The organism is uncultured Tateyamaria sp. (assembly GCF_947503045.1).
GTDB lineage: Bacteria > Pseudomonadota > Alphaproteobacteria > Rhodobacterales > Rhodobacteraceae > Tateyamaria.
In genome coordinates, this window is sequence record NZ_CANNCF010000004.1 from 331,977 (window position 1) to 350,536 (window position 18,560).

The window sequence follows — 18,560 nt, forward strand, 5'->3', positions numbered from 1 at the left end:
AGAGGGGAGGCGGCACCGGTTTCAGTCCCCGGTGCCGCCTGTGTTCAGGTCCGCTTAAAGACCGAGCATTGCGTCGACGCGATCGGAATTCGCCTCGATCCACGCTTTTGCGGCGTCCGCCGGGTCCTTGCCATTGGCCGAGATTTCAAACGCCAGACCGCTCACGTCATCGGCCGTCACGCTGAAGTTTGCGAAGAATTCCGCAATCGCGGGGGAGCGATCCGCCAACGAGTTGGACCACGCGATTTGCACTTCTTTCAGTGCGTCCTTGGTGGCGACAGACGACTTTTCATACCAGTCGGCATCGTCTGAGGGCTGGATCATCGTATATTTGGCCGGATCAAACGTTGGTTCGCTCAGCATTTCCACGTCGAACATGAACCAGACCGCGTGCGGCTTGTAGCAATAGAACGCATAGCCTTCACCCTTGGCGATGCTGTCCTTGATGCGCGCGGTCTTGACGCTTTCTTCGGCGCGGATTGGCTCGATGAAATCAAGCAAGCCGTAGTCGCGCGTTTTGACTTCGTTGACATTGGCCGAGGCCCAACCGGGGGCGCCAATCCACATCTCGCCCTTGCCGTTGCCATCGCTGTCCATCAAAGCGGCCACGTCAGGGCGACCCAGATCGGCAATGTCGGTGATCGAATTGGCCTGAGCGAAATCCTTTGAGACGCAGAAGCCCTGGTTGCCCTCGTAAGGGTTGGACGACAGCGTGACGGTGCCCGCTTCATCCACGTATTTCTTGGTAAAGCTCTCCTGGTTGGGCAGCCAGACGTCAGGGTGCACATCGATGTCACCTTTGCCCTGGTCCATGGCCTGGAAGATCGTGGCGTTGTTGCCGGGCACGTATTCGACCTTGCCGCCGATACGGGAAGTGACGATCTCGCCCAGCAGGTGACCGATGGCTTGGGCACCGGTCCAGGATGGCAGGCCGATCTTGACCTCTTCGGCTGCGAAGGCTGGCAGCGCAAAAATGCTGACCGTCGCCGCGAGGCTCAGTGATTTCAGTTTGGTTTTCATAGTGATCTCCTCTGTTGGATCGCGCCGATTTCGGCGTCTCTTTTTGCGGGAAGGGATTTCGCGCCCTGTCCCATTCTGTTGGATCGCGATGCAACGAACAAGGCGGAGGCCCCAGGCGTCGCATTCTGAGGATCAGTCTAGGGGCAGAACCGAATTTCGGACAAATTCGAACATCGCATCAAACTATTCCTAAATTGCATAGTTTAGCTTAGCCTTTCGGAATACGTTCCTGACGGTGGTGATTCTGAGTGGACTTAAATTGGCTGCGCGACTTCGAATGTTTGGCCCGGACGTTGAATTTCACCCGCGCCGCCGAAGAGCGCAACATCACGCAGTCCGCATTCAGCCGTAGAATCAAAGCCTTGGAGAGCTGGGTTGGGCGACCTTTGGTCAACAGGGCCACTTACCCCATTCAGATCACCGACGCCGGCAGGCAATTTCTGCCCGTGGCCTTGGGCGCAATTTCACAACTGGCCGAAACCCGCGAAGCGATCCGGGACGCCCAAGGCGGGGGCAGCGGTTTTGTACGAATTTCCGTGTTGCACACGATATCGGTGAATTATTTGGCAAACCGGATCGAAAACATGCAGCGCGATATCCCGGGTTTGCGCACCAGAGTGGTCTCCGATTCTCTCAGCACGTGTTGCGAGCTGCTGGTCGAGGGGGCGGTCGACATCATGTTGTGCTATTATCACGCCTCGGTCTCGCCCCGGATTGATGACGCGGTATTCACCCGCAAAAACCTGCTGACGGAACGCCTGATTCCCGTGGCTGTTGACGCGCGCGCGGGCAAGGACGGATGGAACCTGTCCACCAATGACGGCCCTCCGATCCCGTATCTGGCATACGAGCAGTCATCCTTTCTCGACATGGTGGTCGAGAGCACGGTGGGTCAAAAGCCGATGAATGTTGAAACGATCTACGTTGATGGATTGGTCGAAACCATCAAACGCAGATTGCTGCATGGCAGCGGCTTTGCGTGGATGCCGGAAACGGCGATCGCTGCGGAACTTGCTGATGGCACATTGGTCCCGATCGGTGACGAGACATGGTGCGCGCGACTGACCATCGCAGCCCTCGCGGACCCGACCAGCTTCGCCCCGCAGGCGCGGGAGTTGTGGGACCTGTTGTAGCGGCTAGATCGTGACCCAGCGCGCGGTGTTGTCGAAGGCAAAGTCATACCCGCCCAATGCCGCTGCTCCGCCCGTATGCAGGAACACAACACGTTCACCTTTGAAGGCCCCTTTGCGCGCCAGATCGATGAGGCCCGCAGCCCCTTTTGCGGAATAGCACGGGTCGAGCAGAATGCCTTCCAACTCGGCAAACATCTTGATCGCCTCGATGCCGCTTGCAGTTGGGATGCCATAACCTTCACCGACGTAATCCGTGTTTGCCATCACGTCCTCGCGTTTGACTACGCCTGGGCAGCCCAGTTTTTCGGCCGTTTTGCACGCCAGATCATAAACCATCTGTTCCTGTTTCGGCTGCGGCGCGCGGGTGCCGATGCCCAGCACAGGGATCAGCGAATTCATCGCGCTCATTCCGGTCACGAGACCGGCCTGGGTGCCCGAAGAGCCTGTTGCGTGCACCAGCCGATCGATCTTGAGGCCACGATCATTCGCCTGCGACACCAACTCAAACGCTGCGTTTACATAGCCCAAAGCGCCCGTCGGGTTGGACCCGCCACCGGGGATGACATAAACCTTGTGCCCCTTGGCGCGCATCGCTTCGGCGGCCTTTTCCATTTCGGCGGGCATGTCGTGACCGCCGGGAAATTTCTCGGTCGTCGCGCCGTGCAGGTGGTCCAGCAACACGTTGCCGTTGGTGTTGTAGTTGCCGTCCTGATAGCCCGTGCGATCCTCAAGAAGGATGTGGCATTTGAGGCCAAGCCTGGCCGCAAAGGCAGCAGTTTGCCTGCCATGGTTTGTCTGCGTGGCCCCTTGGGTCATCACCATATCCGCGCCTTGTTCCAGCGCTTCCGCCATGAGGAATTCCAGCTTGCGGGTCTTGTTCCCGCCCGTCGACATGCCGGTGCAATCATCGCGCTTGATCCACAATTCAACGCCCAGCTCTTTCGAGAGCCGCTCCATCGGTTCAAGTGGCGTGGGCAGGTGAGCAAAGTGAACGCGCGGGAAACGGGCAAGATGCATGCGATGGCTCCTGATTGCATTTGCCTCAACTTATCCGTGGGAAAACCGCATTCCCAATGCAAATTTCGCATCACGTAACGATGCAACTGAGGGCATTTTTGGGTGTCGGTGAAGTTTGTGGGTTTCTGTCAAATTCGTCGATTGTGGCACGTGCAGACACCATCAGCCTCATCAGAATAGGTCACGGTGTTATTGTTGGCGATGTTCTTGCGCGCGACCAAGAGTATCTCGGAAGTTGGGACTGCCTCGCAAGCGAGGAACAAGATCGATCCTGATCGATACGTCATTTCAATGACGAAGCATTCCGGGTCAAGCTGCTTCCATGGCGCTTGCATAATTCCAAAACGCGAAATTCTGCGCCCAAGGATGCCCGTGGAACTTTGATATTGTTGGAAAAATTGGCTCCGGCGGTAGGGATCGAACCTACGACCAATTGATTAACAGTCAACTGCTCTACCGCTGAGCTACGCCGGAACGGTTCGCGCCGTATAGCAAGGCGGATTCGCATCGTCCAGAGGCTTTGCAGGCGCAAAGGCGAAAAAGTTTGCACCCCCTCAAATGCGTTCGAATATGGTGTCTGCGGTGAGTGGTCCGCGGGGTTGCACCCTGGATTTCCCTGTCAGGTCAATGAGATGGGCCAGCACGTTGCGCGTGGCTGCGGGCAACAGGGCGGCAGGTGTGTCGGTGTAGACGGCGCGCGCCAGCGTCGCGGCATCGGCGGGACCTGCATCAAGGGCCGCCAGAATGGCGCTTTCCCGTGCGGTGCGATGGGTGATCAGCCAGTCGAGCCGTTTGCCCGGCTCAGCCACCGCCGCGCCATGGCCGGGGTAGAACACCCGCCACTCGCGACCCGCAAGGCGCGCGCAGGAGGCCATGAAATCGGTGAGATCTCCGTCCGGGGGCGAAACCAGCGAACTGGCCCATCCCATGACGTGATCGCCGGTCAGGCAGGCATCACCCCAAGCCAGACTGATGTGATTGCCCAAATGCCCCGGCGTATGGATCACCTCAAGCGCCCAATCGCTGCCCGCGATCACCTCTCCGTCGCGGATCAGCACATCGGGGGCAAAACCGGTATCGATCCCTTCGCCACCGCCCACCATGCCAGCGGCCACCAGCTCTGCCATCACGGCACTGCGCCCGGCCTCGGCCCGGCCAAAGGCCAGCACCGGCGCGCCTGTTGCTGCAGCCAGCGGGCGGGCGAGGGGGGAGTGGTCAAGATGGCTGTGCGTGACGATGATATGGCTGATCTGCTGGTCGATCCCGACTGCACCAAGGATGGCGTCCAGATGCGCGTCACTGGTCGGACCAGGGTCGATCACGGCCAGATCGCGGGTGCCAAGCACATACGTGTTTGTACCCCTATAGGTCATCGGCGACGGGTTGGGCGCAACGATCCGGCGCAGTCCCGGTTCCAGCACCTCAGCCTTCCCGATTGTGGGGTCAAAACCGTCCATGCCTGCCGCCCCCTGTTGTTCCTTTAAGTCATCCGCCCTGCGCGCTAGGTTGCGCCCATGACGTTCCAATGGCTCAAACGTTACATGCCCCGAGGCATCTACGCCCGCGCGGCTTTGATCCTGATGCTGCCGGTTGTCTTTGTGCAACTGGTCGTGTCGGTGGTGTTTGTATCGGACCATTTCGAAGATGTCACACGGCAGATGAGCAATGCCGCCGCCCGCGAGGTGCGCCTTGTGCTGAGCCGTATCGCGCGCGAGAGTTCGGTCGAAGACATCGCCATCAGCACGGCGGATGTGATCGGCCCGCTGTCCATTTTGCTGCGCCCAGTGGAAGACGCTGCCCTGGGCGAAGCGGACCGGCGGCAGTGGTATGATTTTTCCGGCATCGTGATCACCCAGAACCTGCGTCGACATGTTCCCGAGCTGGCGGTGGTGGATCTGTCCAACGACCGCGTCGTCCGCCTGATCCTCGCCACCGATCTGGGGCCGGTCGAGATGCAGTTCGACCGCCGCCGCGTGTCGGCCGCCGCGCCGCACCAGTTGCTGGTCAACATGGTGTTTTTCAGCATCCTGATCACCTTTGTCGCCTTCATCTATATGCGCAATCAGTTGCGTCCGATCAAACGGCTGGCCCGCGCGGCCGAGGCTTTTGGCCGTGGCCATGCGATGTCCTATGTGCCGGCCGGGGCGACCGAGGTGCGCGCGGCCGGGACCGCCTTTGTCGACATGCGCAACCGGATCGAACGGCAAATCGAAACCCGCACCCTGATGCTATCCGGGGTCAGCCACGATCTGCGCACGCCGCTCACACGGATGCGCCTTGCGCTGTCGATGCTCGAGGACGAAGACCGCATCCCGCTGGAGCGGGATGTGGATGACATGCAGGAGATGATCGACGCCTTTCTGAGCTTTGCCAAGGGTGACAGCGAGGGGGAGCCGGAAAAGGTCGATCCCATCGCACTGGCCCGAGGCCTTGTCGAAAGTGCGCAGCGTGCAGGCCAGCCCGTGACGCTGGCCGAGGTCGAGGGGGACGGCGAAGGCACAGTGATGCTGCGTGTGCCGGCCATGCGCCGCGCGCTGGACAACCTTATCACCAATGCGGTGCGCTATGGCCAGCGGGCCGAGGTGTCGGTGCGGCTGAGTGACAAATCGCTGCGCTTTCGCGTTGAGGACGCAGGCCCCGGCATCCCCGAAAGCCAGCGCGCGGATGCGCAACGCCCCTTTGTCCGCCTTGATCCGTCGCGCAACCAGAACCAGGGCTCGGGTGTGGGCTTGGGACTGGCCATTGCCACCGACATCGCCCGCTCGCACGGCGGTGTCCTGCGCCTTGGGCACAGTGACAAGCTGGGGGGGTTGCGCGCGGACATCGTGATTGCGCGCTGAGGCACGTGCCGCCACGGAACGCTTGTTCCGCCGGCCCGTCCCCCCTTACCCAGAGGCCAAGAGATTTTTCAAAAGGAACCCGCACATGACCCCGTTCGACATGATCAAGGACCATATGAGCAAGGCTATTCCCTTTGCCAATCACGTCGGTATCGAACTGCTCGAGATTGCGGATGGCAGGGCCACAGCCGCACTTGATCAGCGCACCGAAACCTCCAACCACATCCAGACTCAACATGCGGGCGCGATGTTTACGCTGGGCGAGGCGGCCTCGGGCGCGGCCCTGGGTGGGGCGCTGGCACCAGTGCTACTGACGGTCCGACCCGTTGCGGCGGGCGCGCAGATTTCTTACGTCAAGATCGCCAAGGGCCGCCTGACCGCCACAGCCCAATCCAGCCGACCGGGCGCAGAATTGCTGGCGGAGCTGAAAGAGGTCGGCAAGGTCGCTTTTGCCGTCGATGTTGATATCCGCGACGAAGCGGGTGACACGGTCGTTAACCTGCGCGTCGACTGGCACGTCAAGGCTGCGGGGTAGGGCGCATGGGTGCCGCCTTTGGGGCCGGTTGCCTGTGCGGCGGTTTGCGCCTGACGGCGACCGGAACGCCCAAACGGGTGGGCATCTGCCATTGTCTGGACTGCCGCAAACATCACGGGGCGGCGTTTTATGCAGCAGCCGTGTTTGACGCCGCAGCGGTAGACATCACAGGCCCAGCCCAAAGCTATGAAGGCCGCGCCTTCTGTGCGCGCTGCGGCAGTTCCGTCTTTGCCCGCAGTGCAGACGAGATCGAAGTGCACCTGGGTGCGATGGACGATCCCAACGCACTGGTGCCCACATACGAGTTGTGGTGCATCCGTCGCGCACCGTGGCTGGCGCCGTTTGCCGGAACGACCTGCTACGAGCGCGGGCGCGACGACGGCTAGGCGGAATTTGGTAGGCCCGGCAGGACTTGAACCCGCAACCAAAGCGTTATGAGCGCTCTGCTCTAACCAATTGAGCTACAGGCCCGCCAAGGCTCGGGGATACCACCGAAATTGGACGTGTCAAGGCGTCGGCGGGCCGTAAGCTTCAGAACCTGAAACGTGCGCCAACAAGGACGACGTCGATATCCTGAAAGTCGGTTGACGGTGTGCTGACATCAAAGGTGCGGTAACCGGCGTAAAATTCGGTGTTCAACTTGTCGACTTTCTGAACAGCAAAAAAGCTTACGGATTCCGAGCTGCTGCCCAGCACGCCTTGATCCTGTCCGTCATAATAGTCGATGGCAAAGGATGTCGTGCCTGCCTTGATCAGCTTGTCGGTCTGATACCCGAACTTGATGTAGTTGAAGCCGGGGTCGCGATTGCTGTTGTCCAGATCGTCCGCACCGGTTGCAAACGTCACGTTGAACCCGGTTGGATCGTGAAAGGCCGAAATCGAACCGCTGACCCGATCTGCCGTTTCGGTTTCTGCAAAGGCACCAGCAGCGCTCACGCGAATGTCGCCCAGTTTTGCGTTGTACCGCAGCGCAATGTCGTTGCGGCTGTCCTCGCCGAAGGACACGGATGCGACAAAACCATTCAGGAATTCCGGCGTGTCATAGCGGAAACGCTCGATCCGGCTGAGTCCGTCAAAGTTGCTGAAGAAATCACCGACATCCGATGTGCTGAGTGCACCGCTCGGCGTGCGGAACAGTTGCCCACCCGCAATCAGACCCACATCCGAGTAGTTGCCGAGGCTCGTGCCGGACAAATCCACTTCGGACACCCCATTGGATGCCGTGTCGCCCTGACCATAGGCAAAGTTACCAAACGGCGTATTTGTATAGAGTTCGAATTTCCGTTCGTTCGACACGGACGAGCTGATGTCGGAATTCAACTGGCTGACCGAGTTGGACGAGCTGAACTCGAATTCATATTCAATAATTGCGCCAACTGCGTAGTCGCCGAAGTCATATTCGGCCTGTGCACGCAGGCGCGTGGATGAGTTGTCGTTGTCGACCGAGAACTGGTTGGATTCGACGCCGTCATCTGCGAACAGAATGCCCCGGTTGATCTGGCCGCCAAAGGTAAAGGTGAACCCTCCGTCCTTGATGTTGACGACCTGGGAATGGGCCTGCGTGCCAAGCAGTGGTGCGGCGATCAACAACGCGGCGAGGGTGGGGGTGCGAGAGGTCATGGTGGATTGTCCCGAAAAGAAGTTGTGGCTCACTTGCCTCTATCAACTTTGTGGACCCGATCTCGCGTTTTCAACTCTGGCGGGATCACAGTTTATTGCGCTGAATTGATGTGCGCAGGCGCACAGCACGTATTTCCTTTTGCAACTCCAGTCCGGTTCACGTTATGGGGCGCGGGACGCAGGGGGATTGCACATGAGCGATGGCAAAAATGGAATGACCTACGCACAAGCAGGCGTGGACATCGACGCAGGCAACGCGCTGGTCGAGCGGATCAAACCTGCGGCGGCGGCCACCAAACGCTCGGGCGTGGCCTCGGGCCTTGGTGGATTTGGCGGATTGTTTGATCTCAAGGCGGCAGGGTTTTCTGACCCGGTTCTGGTGGCTGCAACGGACGGTGTGGGCACCAAGCTGCGCATTGCCATCGACACTGGCAATGTGGACGGCGTGGGCGTCGATCTGGTGGCCATGTGCGTCAACGATTTGGTCTGTCAGGGCGCTGAGCCCTTGTTTTTCCTCGACTATTTCGCCACAGGAAAATTGGATCTGGATCAGGCCGCTCGCATCATCGAAGGGATCGCTAAGGGTTGTTCCGCCTCTGGCTGCGCGTTGATCGGTGGCGAAACCGCCGAGATGCCGGGCATGTATCCGGCGGGCGATTTCGACCTTGCTGGCTTTGCCGTAGGCGCGATGGAACGGGGCACAGCGCTGCCAGCTGATGTCGCGGCAGGCGACGTGGTTCTGGGACTGACCTCGGACGGGGTGCATTCCAACGGCTACTCGCTGGTGCGCCGCATTGTCGAAGCCTCGGGCCTTGGTTGGGACGACGCCTGCCCGTGGGCCGATGGCTCGCTGGGCGAGGCACTGCTGACGCCCACACGGCTGTACGTCAAGGCAGCTCTCGCGGCGATCAAGGCGGGCGGCGTGCGCGGCTTTGCTCACATCACTGGCGGTGGCTTGACCGAGAACCTGCCGCGCGTCTTTCCCGAAGGGCTTGGCTGCAGCGTCAATCTGGATGCGTGGGACTTGCCGCCCGTTTTCAAATGGCTCGCCGAGAAGGGCGGGATGGAACAGGCCGAGATGCTCAAGACCTTTAACGCAGGGATCGGCATGGTGGTCATCGTGGCCCCCGAAGCCGTCTCGGAGGTGACCGCAGCCTTGACGGGCGAAGGACAGACGGTGATCACCCTCGGCCACGTGAGCGACGGGCAGGGCGTGAGCTATTCAGGGCAGCTTTGGTGAGCAAACGGGTCGGCATCTTCGTCTCGGGCGGCGGGTCGAACATGCGCGCGCTGGTCTCGGACATGGTGGGCGACCACCCCGCACGCGCCGCAGTCGTGGTCTCCAACAATGAAAACGCGGGCGGCATTGCCTGGGCGCGGGAGCAAGGCATTGCGACCGAAGTGATCGACCACCGCCCGTTTGACGAGGATCGTGCCCGGTTCGAGGATACGATCACCGCAGCGCTCGTCCCGTATGATCTTGATATCATCTGCCTTGCGGGTTTCATGCGGGTGCTCACCGCGGGTTTTGTGGCGCCCTGGCAGGGTCGGATGCTGAACATCCACCCCTCGCTGTTGCCCAAATACAAGGGGCTTAACACCCATGCCCGCGCGCTTGCGGCTGGGGACAGCGAACATGGCTGCACTGTGCATCTGGTCACGCCGGCCCTTGATGACGGACCCATCCTTGGGCAGGCCCGCATCCCGGTGAACCCCGGCGACATCGCAGAAACGCTGGCCGCGCGGGTCCTTGTGCAGGAACACCGGCTTTACCCGGCGGTCCTGCGCCGGTTCGCCAGCGGAGAGACAGCCCCGCTCACGCTCTAGCAACCCCCATGGGATTACTATAGCGTCCCTCAGACCAATCGGTGATGCGCACCGGACAAACCAAGAAGTTCGTACATGAAAACAATCACAACGACCGATGACCTCGCCGCGTATTGCAAAGAGGCCGCAACCCACGACTATGTCACGGTCGACACCGAGTTCCTGCGCGAACGGACCTATTATTCCAAACTCTGCCTGATCCAGCTGGCCATGCCGGGCACCGATGACAGCGGTGCTGTGCTGGTGGACCCGCTGGCGGGTGGGCTGTCGCTGGAGCCGCTTTACGATCTGTTTCGCGATACCTCGGTGGTCAAGGTGTTCCATGCCGCACGGCAGGACCTCGAAATCTTCTATGTGGATGCGCAGGTCTTTCCCGAGCCGCTGTTTGACACGCAAGTGGCGGCGATGGTCTGCGGCTTTGGCGAGCAGGTGGGCTATGAGACACTGGTGCGCAAGATCGCGCGCCAACCTCTTGATAAGACATCACGTTTCACGGACTGGTCGCGCCGTCCGCTGACGGATGCGCAAAAGACATATGCGCTGGCGGACGTGACGCATCTGCGCCAGATCTACGAATTCCTCGCCGCCAAGCTGGCCGAGAGCGGGCGGTCGCGTTGGGTTGCCGAGGAATTGCAGACTCTGCTGACGCCCGAGACCTATATCATCGACCCAAGGAACGCGTGGAAACGGGTCAAGACCCGCACATCCTCGTCCAAATTCCTTGCTGTGGTACAGGAGCTGGCCGCCTTCCGTGAAAGCCATGCCCAAAGCCGCAATATCCCGCGCAATCGGGTCTACAAGGATGATGCGCTGGTCGAATTGGCGAGCAACAAGCCGAAATCCCTTGAGGACCTGGGCCGCTCGCGCTTGCTCCTGCGCGAGGCGCGCAAGGGCGATATCGCCGATGGCATTCTGGCGGCCGTAGCGCGCGGCGTGACCATGCCGCCCGAGTCGCAACCCAAACCGGATCGCTCACGTGAAAAGCTGCAGGTGAACCCGGCGCTCGCGGATTTGTTGCGGGTTCTGCTCAAGGCCAAAACCGAAAGTGCGGGTGTGGCGGCCAAGCTGATTGCGTCGGCCTCTGATCTGGATGCGCTGGCGGCCGGAGTGCGCGATGTCGCCGCACTCAAGGGCTGGCGGTCCGAAGTGTTTGGCGAAGACGCTTTGCGCCTGTGCGAAGGCCGTGTGGCGCTGACTGCGTCTGGCGCGGATATCCGGATTATCGAACTGGACTGAAGCGACGCTTAGCGGCGTGACGTGGTCTGTGCGTTGCGCACGCCCTCGACGCGGATGACGCGGACGTCGCGCAATTCGCGATCGCTGAGATGTACGGCTGCCGTCACGGTGCGCACACGGGTCGACGTGGCACGGCGCAATTCAGACGGGCGCTCGGCCTCGAGCCGGTAGGTCAACACGCCGTCTACGGGCTCTGTACCTTCGGTGGCGGGGGTCAGTTGGACACCGTAAGGGCCGTCATAAGACGAAATGCCCGTGGCGCGCACGATCGCCCCACCGGGCACGCGCTCGATCACCAGACCGCTGACCTGATCGACCGGGCTGCCGCGATACTCAACGACTTTGTCGCGGGTGGAGCGGAACAATCCGCCGCGTTCGTTCACGGGGATGAGAGGATTGACCTCTGCGCGCGCGTCCCGCTCGATCGGGTCCGAGCGGCTGTTGCCAAACCAGTTGAACGGGTTCACGCGGCTGTCGCGGATCACTCCGCACGCACTCAACGTGAGCGTTGCAATCAAAACTGTCGTCGTCAAAAGGCGCATGGTCTGCTCGTCTCATCTGTTGGCTCTTTAGGTAGCGGATGTCGCAGCACTTGAAAAGCGCCCATTGCCGCACTGGACCTTTGGGGGTGCAACGCCTAGGTCACGAGACGGGTTCGATGAAAAGAGGTTTTTCATGGCAAGTGCCGCATTCGAAGAGATCGTGGAGGATTTCGAATTTCTCGACGACTGGGAAGACCGCTATCGCTATGTGATCGAGCAGGGCAAGGCGATGCCGCCGCTGGATGAGGCGCTGAAAGTGCCTGCGACCAAGGTCGATGGTTGTGCATCGCAAGTGTGGCTGCACGCGGTGATCGAGGACGGAAAGTTTCATTTTGATGGTGACAGTGATGCTATGATCGTCAAGGGTCTCATCGCGGTTTTACGACGCCTTTACAACGGACTGGAAGCCAAAGCTGTTCTGGATGTGGATGCACGCGCCGAGATGGCGCGGCTGGGTCTGAACGATCATCTGTCCGCGCAGCGCTCGAACGGGTTGCGCGCGATGATCGAACGGGTGCGTCTGGTGGCGGCCGAGTGATCCAAAGGCCGCCTTGCGGCGACGCGATTTGATTTTGTGAATGGGGGCTCTGCCCCCAAACCCCCGTGGTATTTTCAGTCAGAAGAAACAGGGGCGAGTTTGGCAAGCGTGGTGCTGAGATCGCCGTAGCCGGTGAAGCGACGCTCGAAGGCAAGGCCGAGGGTTTGCGCGGCTTTTCGTGCCTTTTCCGTCAGGGCCGGATCGTCGGTCTGGGCCTGATAGACCAGCTTTTCATAATTGCCGAAATACATGTCCCGCAGTTCCGGATGACGGTCGAGGCCCATGGGTTTGAGGATGAAGGCTTCGAACTGGCGCACAAGGAAATCGGTGAGATAGAAGGCGGTGAATTCACTTTCACTTATCTCGGCAAAGCGTTCATTTCCTTCGAAAAAGCTGTAGCAATGCGGGCCTGCGACCATCTCGACGCCCATCTCTTCACAGGCCGTTTGTAACAGGCCACCGGTGCCGCAATCTGCGTAGACGACGAAGATGCTGGCATAGGCCGCGCGGTGTTTGGCAACGGCCTTGCGGACCTCATCCGTGATCTTTTCGGGGTAGAGGTGCAGTTTTGCCGGCAGGCAGGTGAGGTCCATGTGTTCCCAGCCATTGCGCGCCTTGAGGTCGAGAATTTCGCGCGCCAGTGCGCCGCAGGCGATCAGCAGGATACGGCCCTGACCCGTGGCGTCCAGACCGTGTTCGGTCAGGGCGGTGTCGTTCAGCGCCATTTGATCGAGCAGCCCATGCTGGGGGTCTGATCCTGTGGGCCGTGGCCGGTCGCTGCGATCTGGCGCATGGCGGTGAGCAGTTCGGGGGCGCGGTTGGTTGCATCCCCCATGCGCGCATCATCCAGCCGCCCACGATACTGCAATTCCCCAGCGCCGTTCAGCCCAAAGAAGTCCGGCGTGCAGATCGCATCGTAAGAGCGGGCCACGCGCTGGTCGGCGTCCACAAGGTAGGGGAAGGGGAAATTGTGCTTGTCCGCGAAATCGATCATCCGGTGGGGCGCGTCTGCGGGGTAGCTGTCATAGTCGTTGGACATGATGGCAAGCACGCCGATGCCCTCATCCAACAAGGTCTGCGCATCCGCGGCCAGCCGGTCAGCGATGGCGACCACATAGGGGCAGTGGTTGCAGATGAACGCGATCAGCAGGCCCTTGGAGGTCAGGTGGTCGGCAAGTTTGTGCATCTTGCCCTGCGCATCAGGAAGCCCAAACGCAGGCGCAGCCCAGCCGAAATCGCACACGGGGGTGTCACGTAACATGTCGTCGTCTCCTCTGGCCTTTGGGGGCCGAGGTTATCCGGCCGCCATCTGGTTGTGCTTGCGGGCCACGAATTCCTTGGCCGTTTCCACCGCCACAGCGGCATCCCGGCAATAGGCATCCGCGCCGATGGCTTTGCCAAATTCCTCGTTCAGAGGGGCACCGCCGACCAGAACGATATAGTCATCGCGGATGCCCTTTTCGACCATCGTGTCGATCACGACTTTCATGTAAGGCATCGTGGTGGTGAGCAGGGCGGACATACCCAGAATGTCGGGCCCTTCGGCCTCGATTGCATCGAGATATTTGTCGACCGCGTTGTTGATGCCCAGATCGACCACTTCGAACCCGGCGCCTTCCATCATCATCGACACGAGGTTCTTGCCGATGTCGTGGATGTCACCCTTGACCGTGCCGATCACCATCTTGCCCACGCGGGGCGCACCGGTTTCGGCGAGCAGGGGTTTGAGGATGGCCATGCCGCCCTTCATCGCGTTGGCGGCCAGCAGCACTTCGGGCACAAACAGGATCCCGTCGCGGAAATCCGCGCCCACGATGGTCATGCCGCCCACAAGCGCCTTGGTCAGGATGTCGTAAGGGGCCCAATCCCGTTCGAGCAGAATGTTCACGCCCTCTTCGATCTCTTCGCGCAGACCGTCATAGAGGTCGTCGAACATTTGCTGCACAAGCTCTTCATCGTCGAGTTCGGACAGGATGATTTCGTCTTCGTCTGACATGGCCGTTCCTTGAAAATCGGGCGCAAAGACCCGTGCCTCTGTTTGCCTTATCGGACAGAATGCCGCAGGGGCACTGTCCGGATTGCGACATGCCCGGCATCAAGGGCGACCTGAGGCATCGTACGCGGCGTCAGTTTATCGGTTTGTGACTGATTTGGAACTCTTTTCTGGCGTATGTTCTGTTTATGTTCTACTATTGAACAATGAAATCGGATTTGCAGACCAAAGCCCCCAAGGGACGCGGTGCGCTGACCAACGCGGTCAGCCGCTATGACAGTGTCACGCGCCACCAGGAGGCCGACGGATGGGACATCGACGAGGTGTTGCCGACCCTGCGCACCGAGGTCAGCATTGAACGGCCGCGCTCGATCATCTCCTATAATCGCTCGCCAGACCTGCCGTTTGATCGGTCCATAAATCCATATCGGGGCTGCGAACATGGCTGTGTCTATTGCTTTGCCCGGCCCAGCCACGCCTATCTGGGCCTGTCGCCGGGTCTGGATTTCGAGACCAAACTGGTCGCGCGCCCCGACGCGCCCATCGTGTTGCGCGCAGAGATGGGCAAGCGCGCCTACAAGGTTGCGCCCATGGCGATTGGCACCAACACCGATCCCTATCAGCCCATCGAAAAGCAACACGGGATCATGCGCGCCTGTCTTGAGGTGCTCGAGGATTGCGGTCATCCGGTGGCCATCGTGACCAAGGGTGTGCTGATCGAGCGGGATATCGACATACTTGGCCGGATGGCGCGGCGCGGTCTGGTGCGGGTTGGCATTTCGGTGACCACGCTTGATGCGGCCCTGTCCCGCTTGATGGAGCCGCGCGCACCCGCGCCCGCCCGCCGCTTGCAGATGATCCGACGCCTCAGTGCGGCGGGCGTTCCGGTGCGCATCATGGCCTCGCCCATGGTGCCCGCGCTGACCGACCCTGAATTGGAAGAAATCCTGGCCCAGGGCAAAGAGGCAGGCGCGCGCACGGCTAGCTGGATCATGCTGCGCCTGCCACAAGAGGTTTCGCCCCTGTGGCAGGATTGGCTGGCCGCGCATTATCCAGACCGCGCCGGGCGCATCATGGCACGCCTGCGCGAGATGCATGGGGGCAAGGATTATGACGCGCGTTGGGGGCACCGGATGCGGGGCGAGGGCGCCTATGCCGAGATCATCGCGGCCCGTTTTGCCGTGGCGATCAAGCGCTTGGGGTTGAAACGAACCGCTCCACCCATGCGCACGGACCTGTTTGAACCGCCAAAGCCGCCAACCGCACAGCTGAGCCTGTTCTAGGCGACCCGCCGGTTGCCACGCCGTTTGCGCGCAGGCGCCGTGTTGTCGCCAGTGCCGTCGTTGGCCGAGGTGAACGCGCCAAGAGCCGCGACGATTTCATCCAGCGTCGGGGCCGGGCGTTTGGGGCGCGTGTCAAGCGAGGCGCGCATCTGTTCGAGATGGGCCGGGGTTGTGCCACAGCACCCACCGATGATCGACGCTCCGCAATCGCGGGCGAGGGCGGCATAATCGGCCATCAGTTCGGGCGTGCCGTCATAGTGGATGTGGCCGTCATGGTATTTCGGGATGCCCGCATTGCCCTTGGCGATCAGCGGAATCTCGGTGCCCGAGGCGGCAAAGCCCAGCAGGGTGCGCAGCAGGTCTGATGCCCCTGTGCCGCAATTGGCGCCAAAAGCCAGCGGCGGATTGGGAAGGCCAGCGACCAGCTTGGCCATGTCGGTGCTGGTCACGCCCATCATGGTGCGCCCGGCGGTGTCAAAACTCATCGTGCCGACCCAGGGCAGGTCCGCCAGCGCGAACCCTTCGGCGGCGGCGGTGAATTCCTCGGGGGCCGAGATCGTCTCGACCCAGCCGATGTCAGCGCCACCTGCCTTGAGGCCTGCGGCGGTCTCGTGAAACATCTCGACTGCGTCGGCGTGGGACAGCGGGCCAACCGGTTCCATGATGTCGCCCGTGGGACCAACCGAGCCTGCGACGATCACGCGGCGCGCCGCAGCGTCCGCGACCTCGCGCCCGATTTCGGCGGCCAATTTGCTCAGCTCGAATGCGCGGTGGCCCGCATCGTGCAGCTTTAGCCGCGAGGCGTTGGCCCCGAATGAGTTGGTGAGGAACACGTCGCTGCCTGCATCCACAGCACCCTTGTAGAGGGCGGTGATCTTCTCTGGCGCGGTTTCGTTCCACAGTTCTGGCGCGTCGCCGGCCATCAATCCCATTTCGAACAGGTTGGTGCCCGTGGCCCCGTCGGCCAAAAGGGTGCCTTTTTCGGCCAACAGGTCAGAAAACGGATTGGTCATGGTCAAGCCTCGCGCGCGCGTGTGATGTCTGGCTGCTTCTCACGCGGCCTTGATTGAATCCAGTTCATAATTTTCATCAACATTATGAGGTTCGGTTGTGGTGGCAGGTGCCAAGGAGCCGGGGCGCTGGATCACGCGGGCGATATCGGCCAGCCCCAGTGTCAGCCCGCCCCAGGATTGTGCAGCGGCGTATCTGGGCACCCAGCGGGGGGCAAAGCTGGATTTGAACTGGCGCAAACCGCGTCCGCCCGCGCGGGCAGCGACCTTGAATGCCGCCCATCGCCAGACCGCGCTGTGCGGGTCGGGGCAGGCGGGCACAGCGGCCAGCGAAAAGCGTGAGGCGCCCGCCCGGGAAGCCGCCGTGATGGCGGCATTGACCAACGCGTGCATTGTGCCGTCAGGAACGTCGTCGCTGTGGCGCATGATGTCGAGGCACCACTCATCAGGGCCGCGATGGGCCGTCACGAACCCCACCAGACGGCCCGCAACATAGGCGCAGCCAACCCATTGCCGCGCCACGTAGTCCGGGCAATAGCGCCCCATGCTGCCGCCGCGCGCCTGCCCGTGAGAGGCTTGCCATTCCGCGTCGATACGGGCCATCGCAGTGAAGGGCAGCGGATGCCCCGCGCGCAATGTGACATTGGCTTTTTCGGTCGCCCGCAGCTTGCGTCTCAGGGCGCGTCGAGACGGCACGGACAGATCAAAGCGTGCAAGGTCCACCACGGCTTCATCCGCAAAATGCAGGACGCGCCACCTTGCGGTGCGGGCAGTTGTCGCCATGCGGGCGTCGCATTTGTAAATCAGCGCCAGTTTGCCCGCAGCGCGGGCCGCCGTTTGGATATGGTCGAGCGCAGCGTCGCGTGATCCAGCCATGGGGTCGGTGAACAGGGTCAGGGTCTGCGCGGTTGGCCACAGGGCGAGGGTGCTGTCGCGTCTGGCCGCGATGGCCCCACCATTCTGCGCCACCACTGCTACCTCGCTGCGCGGACCAGTTGCGCGAGCGGGCGGGGTGCGCAGGGCCGGGGTGATGCTGCGGCCAAAGGGGCGCATCAACGCAAGACCTGCACAAATGGCGGGCAGGGCGTAATAGACGACCCGGAACCCGAGGATCGCGGCGATGATCGCCGCTGGATCGCCGGCAGGCACCGCACTCAGCAAGACGAGTTCGAACGGGCCGACCCCGCCCGGCGTGTTGGACACAAGCCCGCTGCCCAAAGCGATAAGAAACAGCGGAAAGAAGGTTGCAAAGTCAAGCGTGCCGGCGGGCAGCAGGATGAACAGAGCCGTCGCCGCCAGGCCCGTGTCGATCAGCGCCCAGAACAGGATCGCGCCGCTGATCGGCAGGCTTGGCAAGTGAAACTCAACACCAAATGTCCGAATGACGGGGCACAGCAGCAACACCACCGGCAATGCGGGCACGGCCAAGCAGACGGCCAGCGCGGGCCAGAACGCCCATTCGGGTCCCGGCAGGATCAGAGAGGCCAGTGCGGCCAACACGGCCCAGCAGATCACGAAACTTGCACCAACAAAGGCTGACACCTTGGCCGCCTGCCCAAGGCGCAAGTCGCCTAGCATGCGCCAGCGCGCGACCGCACCAGTGACCACGCCAAAGCCAAGGGTTTGTCCCAGTGCAATGCCGATCGCACCGCTGACCTGCGCCCGCTGCGGCGAGATGCCGGTGCCAAGCGCGCGATGAGCGAGAGCGTCATATTGGGCAACGGCCCAGAAACTGCCCATTGTGCAGGCAAGGGCCAACACCCAGCGGCCCCATGAAATGTCGCCAAGGCGCTCCGGCATCGACAGCACCACGTCCATCGACAGGGTCGGCGCCAGCAGCAGCGCGCAGAGCGCGAGGACGGCCACTGGCACAGCCGCGCGCAGCACGACCCGAACCGGTGACGACAGAACCAAAGCAAACATGAAACCCACAACCCTCGAACCACATTACCCGCGGACAGGATTA

The 18,560-nt window shown here is 61.5% G+C and carries 19 protein-coding genes, 2 tRNA genes and 1 pseudogene; 10 read left to right on the forward strand and 12 right to left on the reverse strand.

Going from position 1 to position 18,560, the window contains the following annotated elements; all coding sequences use genetic code 11:
• Positions 1-54: 54 nt before the first annotated feature.
• A complete protein-coding gene (locus Q1A89_RS17875) occupies positions 55-1,020 on the reverse strand; it encodes a glycine betaine ABC transporter substrate-binding protein (RefSeq protein WP_299731505.1) in 966 nt (321 codons plus the stop codon).
• 248 nt (positions 1,021-1,268) lie between these two features.
• Here Q1A89_RS17875 and Q1A89_RS17880 point away from each other — a divergent pair.
• Positions 1,269-1,442 (forward strand): annotated as a pseudogene (locus Q1A89_RS17880) (LysR family transcriptional regulator); the annotation flags it as partial.
• A 30-nt stretch (positions 1,443-1,472) separates the two neighbouring features.
• Positions 1,473-2,153 (forward strand): LysR substrate-binding domain-containing protein, encoded by a 681-nt coding sequence (locus tag Q1A89_RS17885; protein WP_299731971.1) that lies wholly within the window; start codon positions 1,473-1,475, stop codon positions 2,151-2,153.
• 3 nt (positions 2,154-2,156) lie between these two features.
• Here Q1A89_RS17885 and Q1A89_RS17890 read toward each other — a convergent pair whose 3' ends face one another.
• From Q1A89_RS17890 to Q1A89_RS17900, 3 genes are all read right to left on the reverse strand, one after another.
• On the reverse strand, positions 2,157-3,170 hold the full coding sequence (locus tag Q1A89_RS17890; RefSeq protein ID WP_299731508.1) for a D-cysteine desulfhydrase: 1,014 nt from the start codon (positions 3,168-3,170) through the stop codon (positions 2,157-2,159).
• 399 nt (positions 3,171-3,569) lie between these two features.
• Positions 3,570-3,644, reverse strand: a tRNA-Asn gene (locus tag Q1A89_RS17895).
• An 80-nt stretch (positions 3,645-3,724) separates the two neighbouring features.
• The gene (locus Q1A89_RS17900) at positions 3,725-4,627 is read right to left on the reverse strand and encodes an MBL fold metallo-hydrolase (RefSeq protein WP_299731511.1); all 903 of its coding nucleotides are present in this window, start codon (positions 4,625-4,627) and stop codon (positions 3,725-3,727) included.
• Positions 4,628-4,684: 57 nt separating this feature from the next.
• Between Q1A89_RS17900 and Q1A89_RS17905 the strand changes: the two genes are divergently transcribed.
• The 3 genes from Q1A89_RS17905 to Q1A89_RS17915 all read left to right on the forward strand — a co-directional run bounded on the left by Q1A89_RS17905 (position 4,685) and on the right by Q1A89_RS17915 (position 6,931).
• A complete protein-coding gene (locus Q1A89_RS17905; RefSeq protein WP_299731514.1) occupies positions 4,685-6,010 on the forward strand; it encodes an ATP-binding protein in 1,326 nt (441 codons plus the stop codon).
• A gap of 85 nt (positions 6,011-6,095) precedes the next feature.
• The gene (locus tag Q1A89_RS17910; RefSeq protein ID WP_299731517.1) at positions 6,096-6,545 is read left to right on the forward strand and encodes a DUF4442 domain-containing protein; all 450 of its coding nucleotides are present in this window, start codon (positions 6,096-6,098) and stop codon (positions 6,543-6,545) included.
• 5 nt (positions 6,546-6,550) lie between these two features.
• Positions 6,551-6,931 (forward strand): GFA family protein, encoded by a 381-nt coding sequence (locus Q1A89_RS17915; protein ID WP_299731520.1) that lies wholly within the window; start codon positions 6,551-6,553, stop codon positions 6,929-6,931.
• 8 nt (positions 6,932-6,939) lie between these two features.
• Here the strand turns inward: Q1A89_RS17915 and Q1A89_RS17920 are convergent.
• Together Q1A89_RS17920 and Q1A89_RS17925 are read right to left on the reverse strand one after the other, a co-directional pair.
• Positions 6,940-7,016, reverse strand: a tRNA-Ile gene (locus tag Q1A89_RS17920).
• 60 nt (positions 7,017-7,076) lie between these two features.
• Positions 7,077-8,165, reverse strand: coding sequence for a hypothetical protein (locus tag Q1A89_RS17925; protein ID WP_299731524.1), 1,089 nt, complete (start codon positions 8,163-8,165; stop codon positions 7,077-7,079).
• A gap of 193 nt (positions 8,166-8,358) precedes the next feature.
• Between Q1A89_RS17925 and purM the strand changes: the two genes are divergently transcribed.
• The 3 genes from purM to rnd all read left to right on the forward strand — a co-directional run bounded on the left by purM (position 8,359) and on the right by rnd (position 11,228).
• On the forward strand, positions 8,359-9,405 hold the full coding sequence (gene purM / locus Q1A89_RS17930; RefSeq protein ID WP_299731527.1) for a phosphoribosylformylglycinamidine cyclo-ligase: 1,047 nt from the start codon (positions 8,359-8,361) through the stop codon (positions 9,403-9,405).
• Entirely contained in the window at positions 9,402-9,992 is a 591-nt protein-coding gene (purN, locus tag Q1A89_RS17935; protein ID WP_299731530.1) for a phosphoribosylglycinamide formyltransferase, read from the forward strand. The genes purM and purN overlap by 4 nt, the downstream gene beginning before the upstream one ends.
• A gap of 75 nt (positions 9,993-10,067) precedes the next feature.
• A complete protein-coding gene (gene rnd / locus Q1A89_RS17940; protein ID WP_299731533.1) occupies positions 10,068-11,228 on the forward strand; it encodes a ribonuclease D in 1,161 nt (386 codons plus the stop codon).
• A gap of 8 nt (positions 11,229-11,236) precedes the next feature.
• Here rnd and Q1A89_RS17945 read toward each other — a convergent pair whose 3' ends face one another.
• Entirely contained in the window at positions 11,237-11,713 is a 477-nt protein-coding gene (locus Q1A89_RS17945) for a hypothetical protein (protein WP_299731536.1), read from the reverse strand.
• A 190-nt stretch (positions 11,714-11,903) separates the two neighbouring features.
• On the opposite strand from Q1A89_RS17945, the gene Q1A89_RS17950 reads away from it, so the two are divergent.
• Complete coding sequence (locus Q1A89_RS17950) at positions 11,904-12,308, forward strand: SufE family protein (RefSeq protein WP_299731539.1); 405 nt, start codon at positions 11,904-11,906, stop codon at positions 12,306-12,308.
• A gap of 74 nt (positions 12,309-12,382) precedes the next feature.
• Here Q1A89_RS17950 and Q1A89_RS17955 read toward each other — a convergent pair whose 3' ends face one another.
• Genes Q1A89_RS17955 through Q1A89_RS17965 form a run of 3 tightly spaced genes read right to left on the reverse strand, consistent with a single transcriptional unit; the run spans position 12,383 to position 14,304 of the window.
• Entirely contained in the window at positions 12,383-13,033 is a 651-nt protein-coding gene (locus Q1A89_RS17955; RefSeq protein ID WP_299731542.1) for a DUF1638 domain-containing protein, read from the reverse strand.
• On the reverse strand, positions 13,024-13,569 hold the full coding sequence (locus Q1A89_RS17960; protein WP_299731545.1) for a thioredoxin family protein: 546 nt from the start codon (positions 13,567-13,569) through the stop codon (positions 13,024-13,026). Before Q1A89_RS17960 ends, Q1A89_RS17955 begins: the two co-directional genes overlap by 10 nt.
• Positions 13,570-13,602: 33 nt before the next feature.
• Entirely contained in the window at positions 13,603-14,304 is a 702-nt protein-coding gene (locus Q1A89_RS17965; RefSeq protein WP_299731548.1) for a B12-binding domain-containing protein, read from the reverse strand.
• Positions 14,305-14,507: 203 nt separating this feature from the next.
• On the opposite strand from Q1A89_RS17965, the gene Q1A89_RS17970 reads away from it, so the two are divergent.
• Positions 14,508-15,584: a PA0069 family radical SAM protein gene (locus Q1A89_RS17970; protein ID WP_299731551.1), complete on the forward strand. Its 1,077-nt coding sequence runs from the start codon at positions 14,508-14,510 to the stop codon at positions 15,582-15,584.
• Here the strand turns inward: Q1A89_RS17970 and bmt are convergent.
• Together bmt and Q1A89_RS17980 are read right to left on the reverse strand one after the other, a co-directional pair.
• Entirely contained in the window at positions 15,581-16,597 is a 1,017-nt protein-coding gene (gene bmt / locus Q1A89_RS17975; RefSeq protein WP_299731554.1) for a betaine--homocysteine S-methyltransferase, read from the reverse strand. The two genes, Q1A89_RS17970 and bmt, sit on opposite strands and share 4 nt — an antisense overlap.
• Positions 16,598-16,636: 39 nt before the next feature.
• Positions 16,637-18,517 carry a phosphatidylglycerol lysyltransferase domain-containing protein gene (locus Q1A89_RS17980; protein WP_299731556.1) on the reverse strand — a complete coding sequence of 627 codons (1,881 nt, stop codon included), beginning with the start codon at positions 18,515-18,517 and terminating at the stop codon, positions 16,637-16,639.
• Positions 18,518-18,560 lie beyond the last annotated feature (43 nt).

Excerpts from the sequence above, each read along its gene's own strand:
- Q1A89_RS17960 (WP_299731545.1), bottom strand. The coding sequence starts at position 13,569 with ATGTTACGTGACACCCCCGTGTGCGATTTCGGCTGGGCTGCGCCTGCG.
- Q1A89_RS17890 (WP_299731508.1), bottom strand. The coding sequence starts at position 3,170 with ATGCATCTTGCCCGTTTCCCGCGCGTTCACTTTGCTCACCTGCCCACG.
- purM (WP_299731527.1), top strand. The coding sequence starts at position 8,359 with ATGAGCGATGGCAAAAATGGAATGACCTACGCACAAGCAGGCGTGGAC.
- bmt (WP_299731554.1), bottom strand. The coding sequence starts at position 16,597 with ATGACCAATCCGTTTTCTGACCTGTTGGCCGAAAAAGGCACCCTTTTG.
- Q1A89_RS17980 (WP_299731556.1), bottom strand. The coding sequence starts at position 18,517 with ATGTTTGCTTTGGTTCTGTCGTCACCGGTTCGGGTCGTGCTGCGCGCG.
- Q1A89_RS17925 (WP_299731524.1), bottom strand. The coding sequence starts at position 8,165 with ATGACCTCTCGCACCCCCACCCTCGCCGCGTTGTTGATCGCCGCACCA.
- Q1A89_RS17965 (WP_299731548.1), bottom strand. The coding sequence starts at position 14,304 with ATGTCAGACGAAGACGAAATCATCCTGTCCGAACTCGACGATGAAGAG.
- Q1A89_RS17950 (WP_299731539.1), top strand. The coding sequence starts at position 11,904 with ATGGCAAGTGCCGCATTCGAAGAGATCGTGGAGGATTTCGAATTTCTC.
- Q1A89_RS17900 (WP_299731511.1), bottom strand. The coding sequence starts at position 4,627 with ATGGACGGTTTTGACCCCACAATCGGGAAGGCTGAGGTGCTGGAACCG.
- Q1A89_RS17905 (WP_299731514.1), top strand. The coding sequence starts at position 4,685 with ATGACGTTCCAATGGCTCAAACGTTACATGCCCCGAGGCATCTACGCC.
- Q1A89_RS17910 (WP_299731517.1), top strand. The coding sequence starts at position 6,096 with ATGACCCCGTTCGACATGATCAAGGACCATATGAGCAAGGCTATTCCC.
- Q1A89_RS17875 (WP_299731505.1), bottom strand. The coding sequence starts at position 1,020 with ATGAAAACCAAACTGAAATCACTGAGCCTCGCGGCGACGGTCAGCATT.
- Q1A89_RS17955 (WP_299731542.1), bottom strand. The coding sequence starts at position 13,033 with ATGGCGCTGAACGACACCGCCCTGACCGAACACGGTCTGGACGCCACG.
- rnd (WP_299731533.1), top strand. The coding sequence starts at position 10,068 with ATGAAAACAATCACAACGACCGATGACCTCGCCGCGTATTGCAAAGAG.
- Q1A89_RS17970 (WP_299731551.1), top strand. The coding sequence starts at position 14,508 with ATGAAATCGGATTTGCAGACCAAAGCCCCCAAGGGACGCGGTGCGCTG.
- Q1A89_RS17915 (WP_299731520.1), top strand. The coding sequence starts at position 6,551 with ATGGGTGCCGCCTTTGGGGCCGGTTGCCTGTGCGGCGGTTTGCGCCTG.